At 40.2% G+C, this 20,419-nt stretch carries 17 protein-coding genes and 1 riboswitch; of the genes, 8 read left to right on the forward strand and 9 right to left on the reverse strand.

What is annotated here, in order from left to right; all coding sequences use genetic code 11:
• Positions 1-3 precede the first annotated feature (3 nt).
• Positions 4-1,725, reverse strand: coding sequence for a penicillin-binding protein activator (locus O3746_RS07575; protein ID WP_049373370.1), 1,722 nt, complete (start codon positions 1,723-1,725; stop codon positions 4-6).
• 69 nt (positions 1,726-1,794) lie between these two features.
• Here O3746_RS07575 and rsmI point away from each other — a divergent pair, with 69 nt between their 5' ends.
• The 5 genes from rsmI to O3746_RS07600 all read left to right on the forward strand — a co-directional run bounded on the left by rsmI (position 1,795) and on the right by O3746_RS07600 (position 7,906).
• A complete protein-coding gene (gene rsmI, locus O3746_RS07580) occupies positions 1,795-2,643 on the forward strand; it encodes a 16S rRNA (cytidine(1402)-2'-O)-methyltransferase (RefSeq protein WP_178163923.1) in 849 nt (282 codons plus the stop codon).
• A 66-nt stretch (positions 2,644-2,709) separates the two neighbouring features.
• Positions 2,710-4,158, forward strand: coding sequence for a metalloprotease TldD (gene tldD, locus O3746_RS07585; protein WP_197559337.1), 1,449 nt, complete (start codon positions 2,710-2,712; stop codon positions 4,156-4,158).
• Positions 4,159-4,465: 307 nt separating this feature from the next.
• Positions 4,466-6,007 carry a Re/Si-specific NAD(P)(+) transhydrogenase subunit alpha gene (gene pntA / locus O3746_RS07590; RefSeq protein WP_193451674.1) on the forward strand — a complete coding sequence of 514 codons (1,542 nt, stop codon included), beginning with the start codon at positions 4,466-4,468 and terminating at the stop codon, positions 6,005-6,007.
• A 10-nt stretch (positions 6,008-6,017) separates the two neighbouring features.
• Entirely contained in the window at positions 6,018-7,397 is a 1,380-nt protein-coding gene (gene pntB, locus O3746_RS07595; protein ID WP_197559338.1) for a Re/Si-specific NAD(P)(+) transhydrogenase subunit beta, read from the forward strand.
• Positions 7,398-7,546: 149 nt separating this feature from the next.
• Positions 7,547-7,906 carry a hypothetical protein gene (locus O3746_RS07600; protein WP_197559339.1) on the forward strand — a complete coding sequence of 120 codons (360 nt, stop codon included), beginning with the start codon at positions 7,547-7,549 and terminating at the stop codon, positions 7,904-7,906.
• 88 nt (positions 7,907-7,994) lie between these two features.
• On the opposite strand, the gene yedF is transcribed toward O3746_RS07600, so the two are convergent.
• The 4 genes from yedF to moeA form a co-directional block, all read right to left on the reverse strand.
• Positions 7,995-8,264, reverse strand: a complete 270-nt coding sequence (gene yedF, locus O3746_RS07605) for a sulfurtransferase-like selenium metabolism protein YedF (RefSeq protein WP_005696304.1) — start codon at positions 8,262-8,264, stop codon at positions 7,995-7,997.
• A gap of 41 nt (positions 8,265-8,305) precedes the next feature.
• Positions 8,306-9,529, reverse strand: a complete 1,224-nt coding sequence (yedE, locus tag O3746_RS07610; protein WP_371448448.1) for a selenium metabolism membrane protein YedE/FdhT — start codon at positions 9,527-9,529, stop codon at positions 8,306-8,308.
• Positions 9,530-10,099: 570 nt separating this feature from the next.
• Entirely contained in the window at positions 10,100-10,822 is a 723-nt protein-coding gene (gene moeB, locus O3746_RS07615; protein WP_070583143.1) for a molybdopterin-synthase adenylyltransferase MoeB, read from the reverse strand.
• Complete coding sequence (gene moeA / locus O3746_RS07620; protein ID WP_371448451.1) at positions 10,822-12,039, reverse strand: molybdopterin molybdotransferase MoeA; 1,218 nt, start codon at positions 12,037-12,039, stop codon at positions 10,822-10,824. The genes moeB and moeA overlap by 1 nt, the downstream gene beginning before the upstream one ends.
• 155 nt (positions 12,040-12,194) lie before the next feature.
• Here moeA and folE point away from each other — a divergent pair, with 155 nt between their 5' ends.
• Both folE and O3746_RS07630 read left to right on the forward strand, forming a co-directional pair.
• Positions 12,195-12,851 carry a GTP cyclohydrolase I FolE gene (gene folE, locus O3746_RS07625; RefSeq protein WP_070583141.1) on the forward strand — a complete coding sequence of 219 codons (657 nt, stop codon included), beginning with the start codon at positions 12,195-12,197 and terminating at the stop codon, positions 12,849-12,851.
• 111 nt (positions 12,852-12,962) lie between these two features.
• The gene (locus tag O3746_RS07630) at positions 12,963-14,138 is read left to right on the forward strand and encodes a multidrug effflux MFS transporter (protein WP_049368838.1); all 1,176 of its coding nucleotides are present in this window, start codon (positions 12,963-12,965) and stop codon (positions 14,136-14,138) included.
• Positions 14,139-14,221: 83 nt separating this feature from the next.
• Here O3746_RS07630 and aroA read toward each other — a convergent pair whose 3' ends face one another.
• The 3 genes from aroA to O3746_RS07645 form a co-directional block, all read right to left on the reverse strand.
• Positions 14,222-15,520 (reverse strand): 3-phosphoshikimate 1-carboxyvinyltransferase, encoded by a 1,299-nt coding sequence (aroA, locus tag O3746_RS07635; RefSeq protein WP_295673440.1) that lies wholly within the window; start codon positions 15,518-15,520, stop codon positions 14,222-14,224.
• Complete coding sequence (gene purU, locus O3746_RS07640; protein ID WP_049365819.1) at positions 15,520-16,356, reverse strand: formyltetrahydrofolate deformylase; 837 nt, start codon at positions 16,354-16,356, stop codon at positions 15,520-15,522. Before purU ends, aroA begins: the two co-directional genes overlap by 1 nt.
• A gap of 72 nt (positions 16,357-16,428) precedes the next feature.
• Complete coding sequence (locus O3746_RS07645) at positions 16,429-16,833, reverse strand: H-NS family nucleoid-associated regulatory protein (protein WP_049365820.1); 405 nt, start codon at positions 16,831-16,833, stop codon at positions 16,429-16,431.
• A gap of 301 nt (positions 16,834-17,134) precedes the next feature.
• A riboswitch (Lysine riboswitch) is annotated at positions 17,135-17,312 on the forward strand.
• A 60-nt stretch (positions 17,313-17,372) separates the two neighbouring features.
• On the opposite strand from O3746_RS07645, the gene O3746_RS07650 reads away from it, so the two are divergent.
• Positions 17,373-18,893 (forward strand): Na+/H+ antiporter NhaC family protein, encoded by a 1,521-nt coding sequence (locus O3746_RS07650; RefSeq protein WP_371448456.1) that lies wholly within the window; start codon positions 17,373-17,375, stop codon positions 18,891-18,893.
• 63 nt (positions 18,894-18,956) lie between these two features.
• On the opposite strand, the gene cls is transcribed toward O3746_RS07650, so the two are convergent.
• A complete protein-coding gene (gene cls, locus O3746_RS07655; RefSeq protein WP_295651537.1) occupies positions 18,957-20,417 on the reverse strand; it encodes a cardiolipin synthase in 1,461 nt (486 codons plus the stop codon).
• Positions 20,418-20,419 lie beyond the last annotated feature (2 nt).

Raw genomic sequence — 20,419 nt, forward strand, 5'->3', positions numbered from 1 at the left:
GGATTAGTTCGCAACCGCTACCACGTTACCATCTTGTACTTGATACCATGTCATATCGCGATCTACATCACAGTTTGAATCCGCGCTAAGCTGACCGGTTAAACCACTTAAGGTGTAACCTGGCACTTGGCGTAATTCATTAAAGTGATTGATGAGTAACCATGCATCAGAACCCATTGCATATAAACGCATTAATTGGAATTCACCACCGGTTGAGCCGGCCACTTTTTGATATTGTGAAGAATCGCTTTGTTTAAAGAATGGTATATCACTAAATTGGACGCCATTCATTTTCGCATAGTATTCTGGTGTATTGCTTGCCGCGTTAGAACGGGAGCTTGCATAAATACGGACATTCGGATTGCTGGTATCTAAATAACCTTTGATCTCAGCCAATTCATCTGGTGAAGAGATGACATAAAGTGCACTTGTATCTTGCGGCGCACCTTGGAAGAAGTAGGTAATATCAGCCGGTAAGTTATAGTAGCGAATATTCGCATCTGTACCCGCTAAACGTTGCCAACGTACGTTGAAAGCATTACCAACACGTTGCCCTAAATCATTTTGCGGCATTGCAACGATTGGATTGCGAATACCATCTTTCCACATTTTGTTCGCCGCAGACTCTGCTTCATCTTCTGGAGATAAACCGTAATAACAGACTTGGTTAATTGCTTGAGTATTTGCTGTCGCATTTAATGTGAGCACATCCATGCCTTGTACTGCGCTAGGATTCGCAATGATGGCATCGACGTTTTGTTTAAGTAATGGACCCACTAATGCTTTAATACCCGATGCTTTTGCCTGTGCAATAATGTCATTAATCGGGGTAGTTGATGAGTCAAACACTTGTACTGGAATTGTTGAATCACCTTTTGCATCGTTAAAACCTGATTGGATAGTTGTACCTAAAATTTGGCCATCGCCGCTTAAAGGTAAGACTAAACCAATTTGAGCTAAATTCGTTTGTTGGAAATTCAACAAGCTTTCTAGCTCTTTAGGGAAAAAGGTTGCCGCAACGTGGTTTGGATAAGCGGATTTCCAACTTTGTAACGCTTGGCTTAATTGTACTGGCTGACGGATGTTGTCGTTATAAGCTTTAATCAAGGTGAGCCAACCGCCTAATGCCACGCTACCTTCATCAGAGGCATTATTGATAACAGCAGTATTCGCAGAACGAAGTAACGACCACGTTTTATCAACATTATCTTTACGACGTTGCATGTCTGTTAAGTTTTCATCCATTTTGATACGCGCTTTCACCGCTTCAATCACGTCTTTACGATTTTCAGCTGTTTGAGCAAAGGTTTCGTAATAACGAGATTTTTGTGATGGACTTAATTTAGTCAGATCGAGTGCACGTAATTTACCTTCAGCCACATCATTATTACCTTTTGCTGCGGCAATGCGAGCTTCAATTAACGTACGATCTAATTGTTGTGCTTCGTTTAAGTCAACTAACTCCGTTAATAACTCTTCCGCTTGAGGTACTTTATTTTCAGAAATTAATACACGAGCAGCTAAGAGTTTGTATGTTTGTTGATCTTCTTTATCCTGTGTTTGCCCTAATTTGTTCATATAAAATTCAGAACTTGCATTGGCATCACGTTGTAATGTTTGGGTAAAGCTGCTGCCAAATAAGTTAGAACAACCTGCTAACGCAACAGACAATAAAATCGGCATTAAACGTTTTTTAAAACGACCGCCTTGTAATAGAATAGACATATTCGCTCCATAATGAATAAATCAATAATGGGCGATCTTACTTATCTCACAATGTAAAAGCAAACAAAAATGAATGATTTAACCGGAATTTTATATATTGTCGCCACGCCAATCGGGAATTTACAAGATATTACACAACGTGCTTTAGAGACCTTTTCACAAGTGGATTTAATTGCCGCGGAAGACACGCGCCACAGTGGTTTATTGCTCAGTCATTATGGTATCAAAAAGCCTTTTTTCGCCTTGCATGATCACAATGAACAAGAAAAAGCACATGTGTTGGTCGAAAAGTTAAAACAAGGCACCAATATTGCATTAATTTCAGATGCGGGAACCCCTTTAATTAGCGATCCAGGTTTTCATTTGGTGCGTCAATGTCGTGAGGCAGGCATTAAAGTGGTGCCACTACCCGGTGCTTGTGCGGCAATTACGGCATTATGCGCATCGGGTATTGCATCAGACCGTTTTTGTTTTGAAGGCTTTTTACCAGCCAAAACCAAGGCGCGTAAAGATAAGTTAGAAAATATTGCGGAAGAAGACCGCACTTTAATCTTCTATGAATCAACCCACCGCATTTTAGATACCCTTGCCGATATGCAAGATGTATTAGGTGGCGAACGCTATGTAGTACTTGCCCGTGAAATTACGAAAACATGGGAAACCATTGCAGGGGATAAATTAAGTGATCTTCGTCAATGGTTAAGTGAAGATCCGAATCGAACAAAAGGTGAGATGGTGTTAATCGTGGAAGGTAAACCAAAATCAGAAGATAGCGACGAATTTGCACCACAAGCAATTAAAGCGCTCACTTTGATAGCTAAAGAATTACCTTTAAAAAAAGCCGCAGCGATTGTGGCAGAACTTTATGGTTATAAGAAAAATGCGTTATACCAATTTGGATTGGATAATTTAGACTAATTTTTAAGAAATAGTCCTCTTTAGTAAGAGGAATGAAAACAGAATTTGATTAATTTCGGAGAACAAATGTTAAAACAGGTTTCAGATACCTTACTTGCACCAAGCAATTTATCGCATCAATCATTGCTTAATATTTTTGATGTGATGTCGCATCGTCATATTGATTATGCGGATCTTTATTTTCAATTAAGCCAAGATGAAAGCTGGGTATTAGAAGACAGTATTATTAAAGAAGGTGGCTTCCATATTGATCGTGGTGTTGGTGTGCGCGCAGTTTCTGGCGAGAAAACAGGCTTTGCGTATTCCGATCAAATTAACTTAGCGTCATTACAACAATGTGCAGAGGCCGTAAAAGGTATCGCACAAATTAAAGAAGGCAATTTAATTTCGCCTCAAGCATTTAATGCGGTGAATGCGGTTCAGCGTTATGCAGCGATTAATCCGTTGGAAAGTTTAAGCAAAGAGAAAAAGATCGAATTATTACACCTTGTGGATCGAACCGCACGAGCTGAAGATCCTCGTGTTACACATGTTTCCGCCGCATTAAGTTCGATTTATGAAGAAGTGTTAGTGGTCGCAACAGATGGCACACTTGCTGCAGATATCCGTCCACTTGTGCGTTTATCCATTTCGGTTCTCGTGGAAGAAGATGGTAAACGTGAGCGGGGTAGTTGTGGTTCAGGTGGCCGCTTTGGCTTAGATTGGTTCTTTGAAGTAGTAAATGGGGACATTCGTGCCGTTAATTTTGCAAAGGAAGCAGTTCGTCAAGCCCTTGTTAATCTAAGTGCAGTCGCAGCGCCAGCAGGATTAATGCCTGTGGTATTAGGGGCTGGTTGGCCAGGTGTGTTGCTTCATGAAGCAGTAGGACACGGTTTGGAAGGGGATTTCAACCGCAAAGAAAGTTCCTTATTTACGGGTAAAATTGGTGAGTTAGTGACGTCACCATTATGTACGATTGTGGATGACGGTACATTACAAAACCGACGTGGTTCTTTAACCATTGATGATGAAGGCGTGCCAAGCCAATGTAACGTTTTAATCAAAGACGGGATTTTGCAAGGCTACATGCAAGATAAACTCAATGCACGATTAATGGGCGTGAAACCAACAGGAAATGGTCGTCGTGAATCTTATGCACATCTGCCAATGCCGCGAATGACGAATACCTATATGTTGGCTGGTCAAAGTAAATTTGATGATTTAATCGCTTCTGTGGATCGCGGTATTTATGCACCGCACTTCGGTGGTGGGCAAGTGGATATCACCTCAGGTAAATTTGTGTTCTCGACATCTGAAGCTTATCTTATTGAAAAAGGCAAAATCACCAAACCGGTTAAAGGTGCAACGTTGATTGGTAGCGGTATCGATGTGATGCAAAAAGTCTCTATGGTCGCGGATGAAACTGACTTAGATCTTGGTATCGGTGTTTGTGGCAAAGATGGCCAAAGTGTACCGGTCGGTGTTGGGCAACCCGCCTTGAAAATTGATGAAATCACCGTTGGTGGAACAAATTAAGCATGCAGCCCGATAAATCATATCGGGCTTTTTTGTTCCTTTTATTTAAGTGCGGTCAGTTTTTCCGTTATTTTAATTCATCGCTTTCTCAGGAATAATCATTGGGTTAAGTGAGCAATTCTGCATACGATATTTTCATATCCACACTTTTGTGATCCCTATCACAATATCTTGTAAAACCAGTTAAAAAATTTCCCCAAACAATCGCAATAAGTGATACATTTATCGTTGCATGACTTTTTGTCATTTAAGAGACAGGGACAGGCGTGAGTTTGTCTGAAATTTCATCAACCAGAGGGAAACATTTATGTTAATTGGTGTACCTAGAGAACTGCTTGAGAGCGAAAATCGTGTGGCGGCAACGCCAAAAACGGTTCAGCAGATCTTAAAACTGGGCTTTGACGTCATCGTAGAACACGATGCGGGATTCAAAGCAAGTTTTGAAGACCAAGCATTTATCGACGCCGGCGCAAAAATTGGCTCAAGTTCAGAAGTGTGGCATTCGGATGTGATTTTTAAAGTGAATCCACCAACGGATGCAGAAATTGATCAAATGAAGGAAGGTGCAACACTTGTGAGCTTCATTTGGCGCGCACAAAATCCGGATTTAATGAAAAAACTCACGTCGAAAAAAATTAATGTATTAGCGATGGATTCTGTGCCACGTATTTCCCGTGCGCAAGCGCTTGACGCATTAAGCTCTATGGCGAATATTTCTGGTTATCGTGCGGTGATTGAAGCAGCTCATGAGTTTGGTAGTTTCTTCACTGGACAAATTACTGCAGCAGGTAAAGTGCCACCGGCAAAAGTGTTAGTCATTGGTGCAGGTGTAGCAGGTCTTGCCGCGATTGGTGCGGCTAATAGCCTTGGTGCGATTGTACGAGCTTTTGACTCTCGTCCTGAAGTAAAAGAACAAGTACAAAGTATGGGAGCGTCTTTCTTAGAAATTGATTTCAAAGAAGAAGGCGGTAGCGGCGATGGTTACGCGAAAGTGATGTCAGAAGAATTTAACCGTCGCGCGATGGAGCTTTATGCTGAACAAGCAAAAGAAGTGGATATCATTATTACCACTGCGGCGATTCCAGGTAAACCAGCCCCACGCTTAATCACAAAAGAAATGGTTGATTCCATGAAACCAGGTTCTGTGGTGGTGGACTTAGCGGCTGCAACAGGCGGTAACTGTGCTTACACTGAAGCAGGTAAAGTCGTCACTACTGAAAACCAAGTGAAAATCATTGGTTATACCGATTTTCCAAGTCGTTTACCAACGCAATCTTCCCAACTTTACGGTACAAACTTAGTTAATTTATTAAAACTACTTTGTAAAGAAAAAGACGGTAAGATCAATATTGATTTTGACGATGTGGTATTACGTGGTGTGACCGTAGTACGTGATGGGGAAGAAATTCCACCAGCGCAAATCCAAGTATCAGCACAACCAAAACAAGAAGCGAAAGCGGCACAAAGTGCGGTTAAAAAAGAGGAAGAAAAACCGGCTGATCCTCGCATCAAATACGGTGTGATGGCGGGTGTAGGTGTATTATTCCTCTGGCTTGCGTCTGTGGCACCAGCGGCATTCCTTTCTCACTTCACCGTATTCGTATTGGCTTGTGTAGTCGGTTACTACGTGGTTTGGAACGTCAGCCACGCTTTACACACCCCACTTATGGCGGTAACCAATGCGATTTCAGGTATCATCATTGTGGGTGCATTACTGCAAATTAGACAACCAACAGGCAACTTCTTTATTGATGCATTAGCCTTTGTGGCAATCTTGGTGGCAAGCATCAACATCTTTGGTGGTTTCCGTGTAACTCAACGTATGTTGGCGATGTTTAGAAAAGGTTAAGGAGAAGACGATGTCTGAAGGTTTAGTACAAGCAGCCTATATTATCGCTGCATTACTTTTCATTATGAGCTTAGCCGGTCTTTCTAAACATGAAACGGCAAAAGCTGGTTGTTGGTATGGTATTGTCGGTATGACAATTGCCCTTGTTGCAACCATTTTCGGCCCGCAATCTGAAGGCACATTATGGATCATCATTGCGATGATCATCGGTGGCGTGATCGGTGTTCAACGTGCATTAAAAGTTGAAATGACTGAAATGCCTGAACTCGTTGCGATCCTTCACAGCTTTGTAGGTTTAGCAGCAGTGCTCGTAGGCTTTAACAGCTACGGCTTAACACACGAAACTGATCCTGTGTTAATGAATATCCATAACGTTGAAGTATTCTTAGGGATCTTCATCGGTGCGGTAACATTCACGGGTTCTATCGTAGCATTCGGTAAATTAAGCGGCAAAATCAATTCAAAAGCGTTAATGTTGCCACATCGCCATAAATTAAATTTAGCGGCATTAGTGGTTTCAGCTTTCTTGATGGTGGCATTCTTAAACAACCCAGATAATATCTTCCCAGTGTTACTCATGACCGTGATTGCACTTGCATTCGGCTGGCACTTAGTGGCATCTATCGGTGGTGCGGATATGCCGGTTGTGGTTTCAATGCTTAACTCTTATTCTGGTTGGGCAGCGGCTGCAGCAGGTTTCATGCTAAGCAATGACTTGCTTATCGTTACCGGTGCATTAGTGGGTTCTTCTGGTGCGATTCTTTCTTACATTATGTGTAAAGCGATGAACCGCTCATTTATCAGTGTTATCGCAGGTGGTTTTGGTAATGATGTTCAAGTGTCTTCTGATGAAGAACAAGGTGAACACCGTGAAACAACTGCAGAAGAAGTGGCTGAATTACTCAAAAATGCAAGCTCTGTGATTATCACACCAGGATATGGTATGGCAGTAGCACAAGCGCAATATCCAGTGGCTGAAATTACGGCGAAATTGCGTGAACGTGGCATTAACGTGCGTTTTGGTATTCATCCTGTTGCAGGTCGTTTACCGGGTCATATGAATGTACTTTTAGCGGAAGCGAAAGTGCCTTATGACATCGTGCTTGAAATGGATGAAATCAATGATGATTTTGCGGATACTGATGTGGTATTGGTTATCGGTGCAAACGACACTGTAAACCCAGCGGCGATGGAAGATCCAAACAGCCCAATCGCAGGTATGCCGGTGTTAGAAGTATGGAAAGCTCAAAACGTTATCGTATTCAAACGCTCGATGGCGGTAGGTTACGCAGGCGTTCAAAACCCATTATTCTTCAAAGAAAACACTCAAATGCTCTTTGGTGATGCAAAAGAACGTGTTGATGACATTCTTACTGCATTAAACAAATAAGCAAAAAACTGAAGTAAAACTGACCGCACTTTGAGAGATTAAAGTGCGGTTTTTTTATATGTTTTTTAGTGCTTATATGATTAAATAACCTAACTTTAAGAAGTGATACACTAACTTTCTAAAATCAAAATAGGCGAGGAAACGATAAGATGAGATTTACATTACCACTATTATTATCTCTAACTTTGTTTGGTTGTTCTTTTGGAGGATTTCAGCCTCCACCACCACATGATCATTGGCGCTTACATAATGCAGATACATTATTTCCTGATTCAGATCCTGATGTTTTAACTAAATTTCTTGATAGAAGAAAAAAAGATATGTCGGATTGTGGTATGGATTTTGTTACCGGTGAAAGTGTTAATCCAGAAGTGAATCTTTGTTTAGAGAAAAAAGGTTGGTATCTAGAAGGCGGTCCAGTTTGTGAAGAAAGACTAATGTGGGATAGTCCAATATGTATCCAATGGCGAAAAAAACATAGCAAACCTGATGCAAAACCTTGGAAGTAAGTATTGGGTATTACAACTTTCGTTTATTTCTCGATTTTTCTTTCTATTAAATATAAAAGTGCGGTCAATTTTGACCGCACTTTTTACATTAACGTTGAATCAAATAGCGTAATTTAGTGCCATCTTGTTCTACGCTTAATAGTGTGTAACCGTGATTTTTAGTATCAACAGGAATGTTGTTGATGGATTGGGCGCAGTCACTTAATAGCTCTAAAATTTCGCCTTTTTGTAATTGTGGCATGGTTTCGAGCATCACGATTGCTGGATACGGGCAAGGTTCACCTAGCGTATCTAACGTGTAATCTGGGGTGATGTCTTTTGGATCTTTATCTAATTTTTGAACAACAGTAAATGCCATAATAATGTCCTCTTTTTTGGAATGAATTCGTTAATATTTAATTAGCAGCCACAAGCTTGTGGATTCACTGCCGCAATTTTTGCTTTGGCTTTTTTCAAGAAGTGGCGTTCCCACCAAACGACAGCGATTAAGCAGAGAATAAGCAAGCCGTAATTCACTAATAAACCGCCAACAGGGCCAAAGGATTTCAATAAGTTAAGTTTTTCGTAATCTAACGCAAGCACAGGGGCAAGATCGTCCCATGCGTAGGCTAAATAGGTTGAACCAACAACATTACCCACGCCTACCCACATAAAGTGAACTTGACCTTCCATTGAACGATACATCCAACCGGTTTCACATCCGCCGGCTAACACAATACCGAAGCCAAATAATAAACCACCAATAATTGCATTTGGACCCGCCCACATGATTTTTGCAGGTACGCCTAATTGAATGTAGCTGAATACGCCAAGCGTACCCACGATAATACCGAAAATGATGGCTTTTGCCATATAAGCACGGCCCGTTACCCATAAATCACGGAAAGCAGATGTAAAGCAGATTTGAGCACGTTCAATTAATAAGCCGAAAGCTAACCCACAAAGCATCGCAAAACCAAGTTTGATGGAGTTTGTCATCACATAAAGTGAAGCAATCAGGTAAGCAAAAAAGACCACCATACCAATCCAAAAACGACGATTCGCTTGTTTTGGATCGGTTTCTTGTAATTTTGCCGCGCCTTTTTTCAATTCTAATTTCACGCGAAACATCGGAAGTAAGGTGACTTTTACCCCAGCATAAGTACCAATGGCAGTGGCAATAGTGAAGAACCAAGCGTGAACAGAAAATTGAGGAATACCCGTGAAGAGAGAGGCAAGGTTACACCCCATAGCTAAACGAGCACCAAAACCGGCTAATGCACCACCAATGAGGGCTTGAATAATACGACGTTTGTGCGGTTGATTACGCCATTTTACGTTGTTTGCCCAAAGTGCAGCCGAAATGCAACCCGCGAACATACCTAAAATCATCACGCCATCAATACGGGTGAAGATCGTGCCTTGCATGCCGATAATTTTATAGTAGCTCCAGTCAGACACATCGACACCTAGAGCTTGCAAAGCATGACCGCCCCAACGTGTAAATTCCCCCGTAACCGCCCAATAAGTGCCGGTTACCCCAAAGTAATAAGCTGAAATAAGCCCCGCTGCAATGACTGCCGCGACAGGATTCCAGTATTTAATCAAATAATTTTGTTTAAATTGTTGCAAAATCTCTTTCATGAGAGAGTTAATCCTTAAACTGATGAAATGATAATTTGCAAGTGTGGTATAAAATGAAGAGATTTTTGAAGTGTCTGCCATTTTCCTATACACAAAACTTGCGATATAAGACAAATGAATTGTCGAGCAAGATAATAGCATTTGTTTTTGGGTAATGCACGAGGGGATGGATAATTATTTGTGGGTAATTTTGAGTTTTAATATGAGAGAATAAAGTCAATCTATAGCACTTATTTTTTCCTCAATATCAATTTTTCAATTAAAAAAACGAAGGCTAGGGTAATAAGCATCGTAAGTCCACCAGCTAGAATAGCTAATAAACAAATTACCCAAGCAGATTTGTCCATATTAAGGAAAGCAAAGAAATAGAAACCAAATAGTAGGGAAAATGTACACCATAATCCCCAACTTAATTTGGAATATTTATTGAATAGAAATTCAAATAACCCTTCAAAAAATAAACGGAAAAAACATTCAAAGATAATATTACCCATACGTTGTTTTAATACTAAGTCATAATAATGATTTGTTTAGACAAACTTTCTGTCTGCCTAAATGTTAAGAGAAAACTTAAACGGGCAATTTCATTTCTCGGACACGCATGGTTAATCCATCGATTAACAATAAACGTCCACATAAATTTGAACCGATTTTTAACCGCACTTTGATGGCTTCTAAGGCTTGAATAGAGCCAACAACACCCACAATTGGCGCCAGTACGCCTGCTTCTACACAACTTAAAACATTTTGCCCAAAAAGTTGGCTAAGTTGGCGATAGGTTGGAGTATTGGGTTCGTAAGTAAAGACGGATACTTGCCCTTCTAAACGAATCGCCGCACCTGAAATTAGCGGGATCTTCGCTTTCTCACAACCACGATCGAGCGCATTACGAATATCCACGTTATCGGTACAATCTAATATCACATCAAAGTGCGGTATGATTTCCGCGAGTTTTTCTTCGGAAAGTTGTGCATTGATGGTTTCAATTTCGACATGAGGATTAATCTGTTGTAACGCAATTTTTGCCGATTCCACTTTAGGCATATTTAATCGGCTATCGGTATGTAATACCTGACGTTGCAAATTAGAAAGCGATACGGTGTCAAAATCCAATAAAGTTAAATGACCCACGCCAGCTGCTGCAAGATATTGACTTGCCGCACAGCCTAAACCACCCAGACCGACAATTAACATTCGGCTGTCTTTCAGCTTTTCTTGTCCGTCAAAATCAACCGCTTTTAAGATGATTTGGCGGTTATAACGCAGTTCTTCTTCGTAGCTTAATTCAGCCATTATTGCCCCAATAGGTGATTAAACGGTTCAATGGTGACGATTTCGCCCGCAGCGACATTGCCGCGATCTTTTTCGAGGCGAATAAAACAGTTACTTTTCACAAAAGAACTGAATAAATGTGAACCTTGGAAACCCACTGGTTGCACTTCAAGTTGACCATTTTCATTAATTTGATAGAAACCACGTTGGAAATCTAAACGTCCTGGTGATTTTTTCAAATTGGTTTGGGCAATCGCTTGGAAGTGCGGTTGTTTTTTCGGGTGTTTTTTACCGCTTAATTTGGCAATAGCCGGTTGAACCAATTGATAGAATGTCACTAATGCAGAAACCGGATTGCCAGGTAAACCGCAGAACCAAGCATTTTCTAATTTACCAAATGCAAATGGTTTGCCGGGTTTCATCGCAATTTTCCAGAAATTCACCTGACCGACTTTTTCTAACACAGTTTTCGTGAAGTCAGCTTCACCCACCGAAACGCCACCGCTTGTGATAACCAGATCAGCTTGAGCTTGTGCTTTCACAAAAGCGGCTTCAAATTCTGCTTGGTTATCCGGTAGAATACCGAAATCGAGTACATCACAATTTAATTTTTCTAGCATTAATTTCACGGTGAAACGGTTGGTATCGTAAATTTGTCCTGCTTGTAACGGTTGACCGACAGGGACTAATTCGTCACCGGTTGAAAGCACGGCCACTTTTAATCGTGGGTAAGCTTTAACTTCATCGATGCCTAATGAAGCAAGTAAAGGTAAAGATACGGCATTTAACTCATCGCCTTGATGTAATACCACATCACCTTTTTTTACATCTTCACCAATACGGCGAATATTCTGATTGGCTTTAGGTAAGGCAGAAAAGGTAACTGTACCATCTTCATTGACGGTGACCTCTTCTTGCATAACCACCGCATCGGCACCTTCAGGAATCATTGCACCCGTCATAATTCTGACCGCACTTTGTGCTCCCCATTCCCCTTGAAACGGATTACCCGCAAAGGATTTTCCCGCAACAGAAAGCGTCATGGATTGCTGTAAATCGGCTAAACGAACTGCATAACCATCCATCGCAGAGTTATCAAAAGATGGTACGTTAATCGGAGAAATCACATCTTCCGCACAGACACGATCAGCGGCTTCAGTTAAAGCCAGTGTTTCAGTTTTTGTAGGGAAGGGAAGTTGGTGGAGCATTTGCGCCAAGGCATCTTCAAGTGGCAACATAATCAATCCTTTGGGTTGAGCGAAATAAAAGTGGATATATTGTAGCCCGAAATACAATATGAAGGAAATTAATAAATTAGGGTGATTTTTCGCATTTTACGAATAATTCATCTTTTGCTAAAATGCCGCATTATTTTTTTATAAATGGAAAGTGAATGAACGCGATTTCACCTGATGCGGAAAATGTCCGCCGAGCCTTGGTAGCCAAAGGCATCGAAACCCCAATGATTGATCCGACTCAATGTAAAGATGAGCGCCGTGAGGCGATAGCTTCGCATATGCGTGAAGTGATGAAATTGATTGGGTTAGATCTACGTGATGATAGCCTAGAAGAAACACCAAATCGCTTAGCCAAAATGTTTATTGATGAAATTTTCAGTGGAATGGATTATGCCAATTTCCCGAAAATGACAAAAATCAAAAACCAAATGAAAGTGAGCGAAATGGTGCAAGTGAATGACATCACCTTAACCAGTACTTGCGAACACCATTTTGTGACAATTGATGGCAATGTTGCTATGGCATATTATCCCAAAGATTGGGTGATTGGCTTGTCTAAAATCAATCGCATTGTGGCGTTTTTTGCGCAGCGTCCGCAAGTGCAAGAGCGTTTAACCGAACAGCTTTTAACGGCATTTCAAACCATTTTAGAAACCGATGATGTGGCAGTTTATGTGAAAGCGACACATTTCTGTGTGAAAGCTCGCGGGGTAAAAGATACCCACAGTTATACTGTGACATCAGCCTATGGCGGGGTCTTTTTAGAAGATCGCGAAACTCGCAAAGAATTTTTATCTTCTATTCAGAAGTAATGAGCAAAAGCACCGAATAATCGGTGCTTTTTTGTTTATTAATTGTACGGATATAGGTTAAAATCTGCCCTTTCATTTTTATTTCGATTTTTATTTTTCTTGAGGATTTTCATGGCGAAAGCAAATTCAAAACTTTTTCTTGTTTTATTACTCGGCGTCCTTTCTGCATTTGGACCATTTGTAGTGGATCTTTATTTACCTTCACTGCCACAACTCGCGAGCTTTTTTGAAACGAATGCCTCAATGACACAGCTTACGCTTACCACAGCCATGATTGGTTTAGCGCTAGGACAGTTACTTCTTGGGCCACTCAGTGATAAATTTGGTCGAAAAAAACCGCTTATTATTTCATTAGTCATTTATATCATCAGTACGGTTTTAATTGTGTTTTCACCAAATATTGAAACGATGATTGTTTTGCGTGTGATTCAAGGACTTTCTTCGGCAGGAAGTGTTGTTATTTCTCGTGCGGTTGCAACGGATCTTTATCGTGGGCGTGAAATGACACGTTTCTTTGGTTTATTAATGACAATTAATGGACTCGCGCCAATTATTTCACCAATCCTTGGTAGTTTATTGTTGGAATACATCAGTTGGAAAGGTGTATTTGTTTTCCTTGCATTGATTGGTGTGATTGTTTTGATTTTCAGCTTCCGTCTAAAAGAAAGCTTAAGTGTCGAAAATCGCTTACAAGGTTCAATATTTTCCACCTTTTTGACTTTTGGTGTGATTATCAAAAATCGCTTATTTATGAGCTATGTAGGAATTCAAAGTTTCTTGCTTGGTTCCATGTTTGCCTATATTGCGGCTTCGCCATTTATTTTCCAAAGCTTCTATGGGTTGAGTGCATTTATCTTTAGTTTATGTTTTGGTGCAAATGGGGCAGCGTTAGTCATTGGAGCAAATATTGGCGGTAAATTGCCAAATCGTCAGGCTTTAGCTATTGGTGTTTTTGCTTTTGTGGTTGCTGCACTTTATACCATTGCGGTATTGATTATTCAGCCTTACTGGTTATTTATTGAAATCGGTTTCTTTGCAATGTTGTTATTAATGGGTATTACTTTCCCAGCTATTTCTTCTTTAGCCATGGAAAGTGAGCGCCAATATGCAGGCAGTGCATCCGCTTTGTTAGGTTTTGCACCTTTCTTTTTAGGTGGTGTAGTATCTCCGTTAGTGGGTATCGGCAATATTTTCTATTCAACATCCTTCGTTATTCTAATCTGTGCCTTACTTGCTTTGAGTATCTATTGGATGATTCGCCATAAAATCCCAACTTCAGCAGAGTAGTTGAAAAGTGCGGTCATTTTTGACGGTGTTTTAAAAAAGAAAAAGGCGAACATCAATTTGTTCGCCTTTTGTTATTTTAGCAATTACTTTCGAATACTTAATTTCTCAAATTCATCGAAGAATGTTGGGAACGTTTTAGCCGTACATTTTGGATCTAAAATCGTGACGGGGGTATCCGACAATGCAATTAGAGCAAAGCACATTGCCATACGATGATCGTTATAGGTCTCAATTTCGGCATGTTTAAATTGAGAAAGGGCAAGCGGTTGAATTCGAATAAAATCTTCACCTTCTTCAACTTCCGCACCGACTTTTCGTAACTCAGCAGCCATTGCAGCAAGGCGATCAGTTTCTTTCACACGCCAGTTATAAATATTGCGAATAACGGTTTCACCCTTTGCAAATAAGGCAGTTGTGGCAATCGTCATGGCTGCATCAGGAATGTGGTTCATATCCATATCAATGCCATGGAGCTCAGCTTGTTCTGCCTGAATAAAATCTTCACTCCAAGTGATTTTTGCACCCATTTTTTCTAGCACATCGGCAAATAGACGGTCGCCTTGAATGGAATGTTTGCTAATTCCCGTCACTTTTACGTTGCCTTTAATTGCGGCAGCGGCGAGGAAATAAGAAGCAGATGAAGCATCACCTTCCACCATGTATTTGCCCGGTGACACATAGGATTGGTTACCTTTCACCTTAAACACTTGATAATCTTGATTTTCAACCGAAACACCAAAATCTTTCATCATCGCGAGGGTGATATCAATATAAGGTTTTGAGACTAAATCACCCACAATATGGATATCTAAATCGCCCTCAGCAAGCGGAGCAGCCATTAAAAGTGCGGTCAAAAATTGAGAAGAAATTGAACCGTCAATTTCAACTACGCCACCTTTAATCCCTTGATTGCGAATTGCAAGTGGAGGGTAGCCGTCATTTTCTAAATAACGAACATCGGCACCCGCTTGAAGAAGCGCATCAACCAAATGTTTGATTGGGCGCTCTTTCATACGTGGCTCACCAGTCAAAATGACTTCGCCTTCAGTTTTGCCTTTTAAACAAAGTGCAGCCGTCAAAGGACGCATGGCCGTACCAGCATTGCCAAGAAAAAGTGATAAGCCATTTTCAACTTGAAATGCACCACCTAAGCCTTCAACTTCACAGCAAGTTTTATCTTCAGAAAGTTGGTAATTCACCCCTAACGCTTTAAGGGCGTTTAACATATGACGAATATCATCACTGTCTAACAGGTTAGTGACCGTTGTGGTGCCTTTAGCTAATGCCGCTAATAATAATGCTCGGTTCGATAAACTTTTCGAACCAGGTAAGTTGATTTCACCTTCAATACGAGAAATCGGCTCTAAGGTGATAGCTTTCATTACAAGACCACCGTTTTGTTTTTATACACAAAAATACGATCATGTAAGGCAAGATCAAGCGCACGGCTTAATACTGTTTTTTCCACATCACGCCCTGCACGCATCATGGCATCGGCAGAGTAGGTGTGATCCACATTAATCACATTTTGCATAATGATCGGACCTTGATCCAATTCGTTATTAATAAAGTGGGCTGTTGCACCAATAATTTTTACGCCGCGCTCATAAGCTTGTTGATAGGGTTTGGCACCAATAAATGCGGGTAAGAATGAGTGGTGAATATTAATCACACGATTTGGATAACGCGCCACGAATTCTGGATTTAATACACGCATATATTTTGCTAATACAATGTAATCAGGCGCATATTCATCAATTTTTTCAGCAAGTAATTTATCGTGTTCCACACGCGTGAGGCCTTCATGGCTGACACAATGGAATGGAATATCAAAGCGTTCAACTAATTCGCGTAAATTATCGTGATTACCAATTACTGCCGCAATTTCTACATCTAATGCACCGTAGTAATTTTTCATTAAAATATCACCTAAGCAGTGCGCTTCTTTGGTGACTAAAATCACGATACGTTTACGTTTAGCACTGATTAGGCGGCAATTTGTCCCAGCTGGCAAGCTATAATTTAAGTCAGCTAACAAAGTTTCTTCGTTGAAAATACCTTCCAATTCGGTACGCATAAAGAAATGCTTTGTTTCGAAATCAACGAACTCATTATTGTGAAGGATATTTAATTGATGTTTGTAACAAATATTGGTGATTTTGGCGATTAAGCCTTTGTCATCAGGACAGTCAGTCAGTAATATTTTCTTTTCTAACATAATGAATATTTTGCAAGGTAAATAAAAAAAGAGAACCCATAAAAAATGGGTTCTACATAGTTGATAATGAAATTAGATTTCGAAAGAAGCTAAAGAGGCACCTTTATCTAAGGCCTTTTGAATCACACGAGGTGTGCGGCCTTGACCAGTCCATGTTCTTTCTTGACCAGTTTCATCAGTATATTTGTATTTTGCTGGACGAGGTTCGCGTTTTTTACGAATTGAAGAAGGCGCAATACCGATAATTGCAGTTAATTCTTCCGCAGTGATACCTTCTTGTTTAATTAATTCTTTATATTTTGCGATACGCGCACGACGCTCTTGTTCCGCTTGTTCAATTTCAGCTGCTTGAGCACGTTTTTCTTCAACAGCAGCTTGTAATTTTAAAAGTGAACTTTCAGCTTGTTCTAATGTTAAATCGCGTACAGCGGCGCGTAAACTACGAAGGTTAGTTAAACCTTTTGTTAATTCGTTCATGATGTCCTCTTTTTTATGTGTGTGAATGCTTAATTATTTTAGGGAAAACAATAATAGCGAAAATAATATATTTGGTAAATATTAATTCGCCTAATTTAAAGAATTAATTGGTCTGATCTCATCATACTCCATATTATGGAGCGACTTGTTTTCTATACTATTGCAATCGTTTACTCATAAAATTGTGTAACAATGAATTAACAAATTAATATGTCATTTTTAATAAAAGAATAGATTTCACTGAAAGTTCAAGATTTTATTGGTAATTTTATTCATTTTAATGTAATCTCTCACCATCCTATACAACAGTAGAGGTGCGGTCATTATAAGTATTTTCCTGGAGTGGATAGCGTTGAAGGGAAAGGAAAGGAATGATTGCCGAAATCGAATAGGCGTCATCTTATTCGGTTGGTCACGTCTTCGAAAGGAACGTGACTGTCATAGTTTTTGTGTATTAACTATGGAGCGCTACGGTTTGGTCTGGTCATAATTGTGTCTTTTCTTGCCGTTGTCTCCATTAAATTATTAGGTATAACTTAATGGAACTAGTCGATTATTCTTCATCTATTTATTCGATTATCCCCGCATTACTTGCGATCATTTTAGCGATTGCAACTCGTCGGGTTCTGGTGTCCCTAAGTACAGGGATTATTGTCGGCGCATTAATGTTGGTTGATTTCAACCCATTGAATGCATTCATTTATTTAAAAGATAATGTTATTGCATTAGTTTATAGTAGCGAAGAAGGCATGAATTCAAATATGAATATCGTGTTTTTCTTAGTTTTACTTGGCGTATTGACCGCACTTTTAACCGTGTCAGGCAGCAACCGAGCTTTTGCTGAATGGGCACAAAATAAAATTAAGGGTCGTCGTGGTGCGAAATTATTAGCGGCATCTTTAGTGTTTGTGACATTTATCGATGATTACTTCCACAGTCTTGCTGTAGGTGCTATTGCTCGTCCAGTCACCGATCGTTTTAAAGTTTCTCGTGCTAAATTAGCATATATCCTTGACTCCACTGCTGCACCAATGTGTGTCATGATGCCAGTATCAAGCTGGGGAGCATATATCATTACTCTCGTAGCTGGTTTATTGGCGACTTACTCTATTACATCTTATACGCCAATGGGCGCATTCGTTGCGATGAGCTCAATGAACTACTATGCGATCTTCTCATTATTAATGGTGTTCTTTGTTGCTTATTTTTCATTTGATATTGCATCAATGGCGCGTCATGAAAAATTAGCTATGGAGCGCGATTATAAAGAAGAAGTTATTGAAGGTGTGAAAGGTAAAGTTCGTAACTTAATTTTACCGATTTTAGTCTTAATTACCGTCACTGTTTTCATGATGATTCATACGGGGAGTGAAGCCTTAGCGGCAGATGGAAAACCCTTTAGCCTCTTAGGTGCATTTGAAAATACAACCGTAGGTATTTCGCTTGTGATTGGGGGTTCAAGTGCTGTTGCGATGTCAACATTATTGATTATTCTTGAGCGCCAAGTTTCTTTACAAGAATACGGAAAAGCGTGGATTGCCGGTATTAAATCTATGTTAGGTGCAATTGCAATTCTATTCTTTGCTTGGACAATCAATAAAGTGGTAGGCGATGCACAAACCGGTAAATACTTATCCTCTTTAGTGAGTGGCAGTATTCCAGTTCAATTTTTACCTGTGATTTTATTTATCCTTGGTTCTGCAATGGCATTCTCAACCGGGACAAGCTGGGGGACATTTGGCATTATGTTACCAATCGCTGCAGCAATGGCAACCAACTCTGCTCCAGAGTTATTACTTCCTTGCTTATCTGCAGTAATGGCTGGCGCGGTATGTGGCGATCACTGTTCACCAGTTTCAGATACAACGATTCTGTCATCAACTGGGGCAAAATGTAACCATATGGATCATGTCACCACACAATTACCTTATGCAGCAACTGTCGCGACAGCAAGTGCTGTGGGTTACATTGTGGTAGGCTTTACAGAATCAGGTTTAGCTGGATTTGTGACAACAGCAGTTGTTTTAGTCGCTTTAGTGTTTATCGTGAAAAAACGTTAATCATAAAAGTGAAAAAAGAAGGGCGTACTGTATAGTACGCCCTTTTTGTATTTGTTATGAGAATTAGAGTAGTGGACTAAACAAGAAAAATAATCGCTCGATGATTCGATGATAGAAAGGGCGATTGATCCATTCTTGCATATTGAGCGCGGAAGAATTCGCTAAATAATTTTCATGGAGTGTGGCGACTTCATTGGCAAAATTACGATCTTCTACAGCAACAGTGATTTCAAAATTAAGTAAGAAGCTGCGTAAATCCATATTTACTGTACCAACGAGTGCAAGCTTATTATCGATTAACACACTTTTAGTGTGTAGAAGCCCTGCTTCAAAATGATAAATTTTGACACCGGCCTCGAGTAAATCATCAAAGAACGTCCGACTCGCCCAACGCACCATCAAGGAATCATTGTTTTTAGGTAAAATCAGCGTGATATCAACACCTCGGAATGCGGCAATACGTAATGCTTCAGCAATATTGTGACTTGGCACAAAGTAAGGTGAAGTGATCACAATACTTTCTTTTGCCGCATAAATGACAGTCGCAAGAGATTGAGCAATTAAATCATCCGGAAATGCGGGGCCACTTGCAATCACTTGTACAGAGTGGGTGTCATTATCGTCAATTTCTACAAGTGGGCAATTTGGCAATACAAGAGGTAATTCTTCCATGGTTTCAATTTCCCAATCCCAAGCATGTAAGCTGTTTAAAATTGGTGAAACAGGGCCGTTGATTCGCACCATCACGTCTATCCAATTGCCTACGTTGCTGTCTTGTTTGAAGAAATTCGGATCCACCATATTCATACTCCCTGTGTAAGCAATTTGGTTATCAATCACGATAATTTTACGGTGTTGGCGTAAATCAATTCGATTGAAGAACATTCGGAATAAATTTACGTGTAGCGCCTCAGTAATTTCAATGCCTCTCTCTCGCATTTCTTTACAAATAGGGCTTTTCAAAAAAGCATTACTGCCAACGGAATCGAGTAAAAGACAAACTTTTACCCCACGTTGTACAGCTTCTTCTAAGGCTTGTTTCACCTCATTAATCAGGCCATCATTGCTCCAAATATAGAACACCATATTAATGGAGTGGCGAGCTTGTTGAATATCACGAATGATACTTCGAATAATGCTTTCCGGAGTATCGAGAATATGTAATTCATTACCTCGAATATTTGGAATGCCTAAACGCTGGTGGACTAATTTAAATAAGGCATGATAACGAGGATCTTGGGAATGTGTAACCAGATCTTTTTGTTCTGAAAGTTGCTGAAGCCATTGCGTATATTTAGGTTTTAACAACTGAAATGCTTTGGCTCGGCGAGTACCGAGTTTAATCTCACCAAAAATCAAATAGGCAATGACGCCAATCAGTGGCACAAGATAGATAATCATCAGCCATGATAATGTCGCGGAAACCGCTTGCTTTTTGACGAGCAAACGTAATGTGATGGAAATAACCGCTACCCAAATTAACACGGGAATAATATAAACCAGTATAATATGTTCAAAACTCATTA

Source organism: Haemophilus sp. 27098_8_127, from assembly GCF_041433495.1.
Taxonomy (GTDB): domain Bacteria; phylum Pseudomonadota; class Gammaproteobacteria; order Enterobacterales; family Pasteurellaceae; genus Haemophilus_D.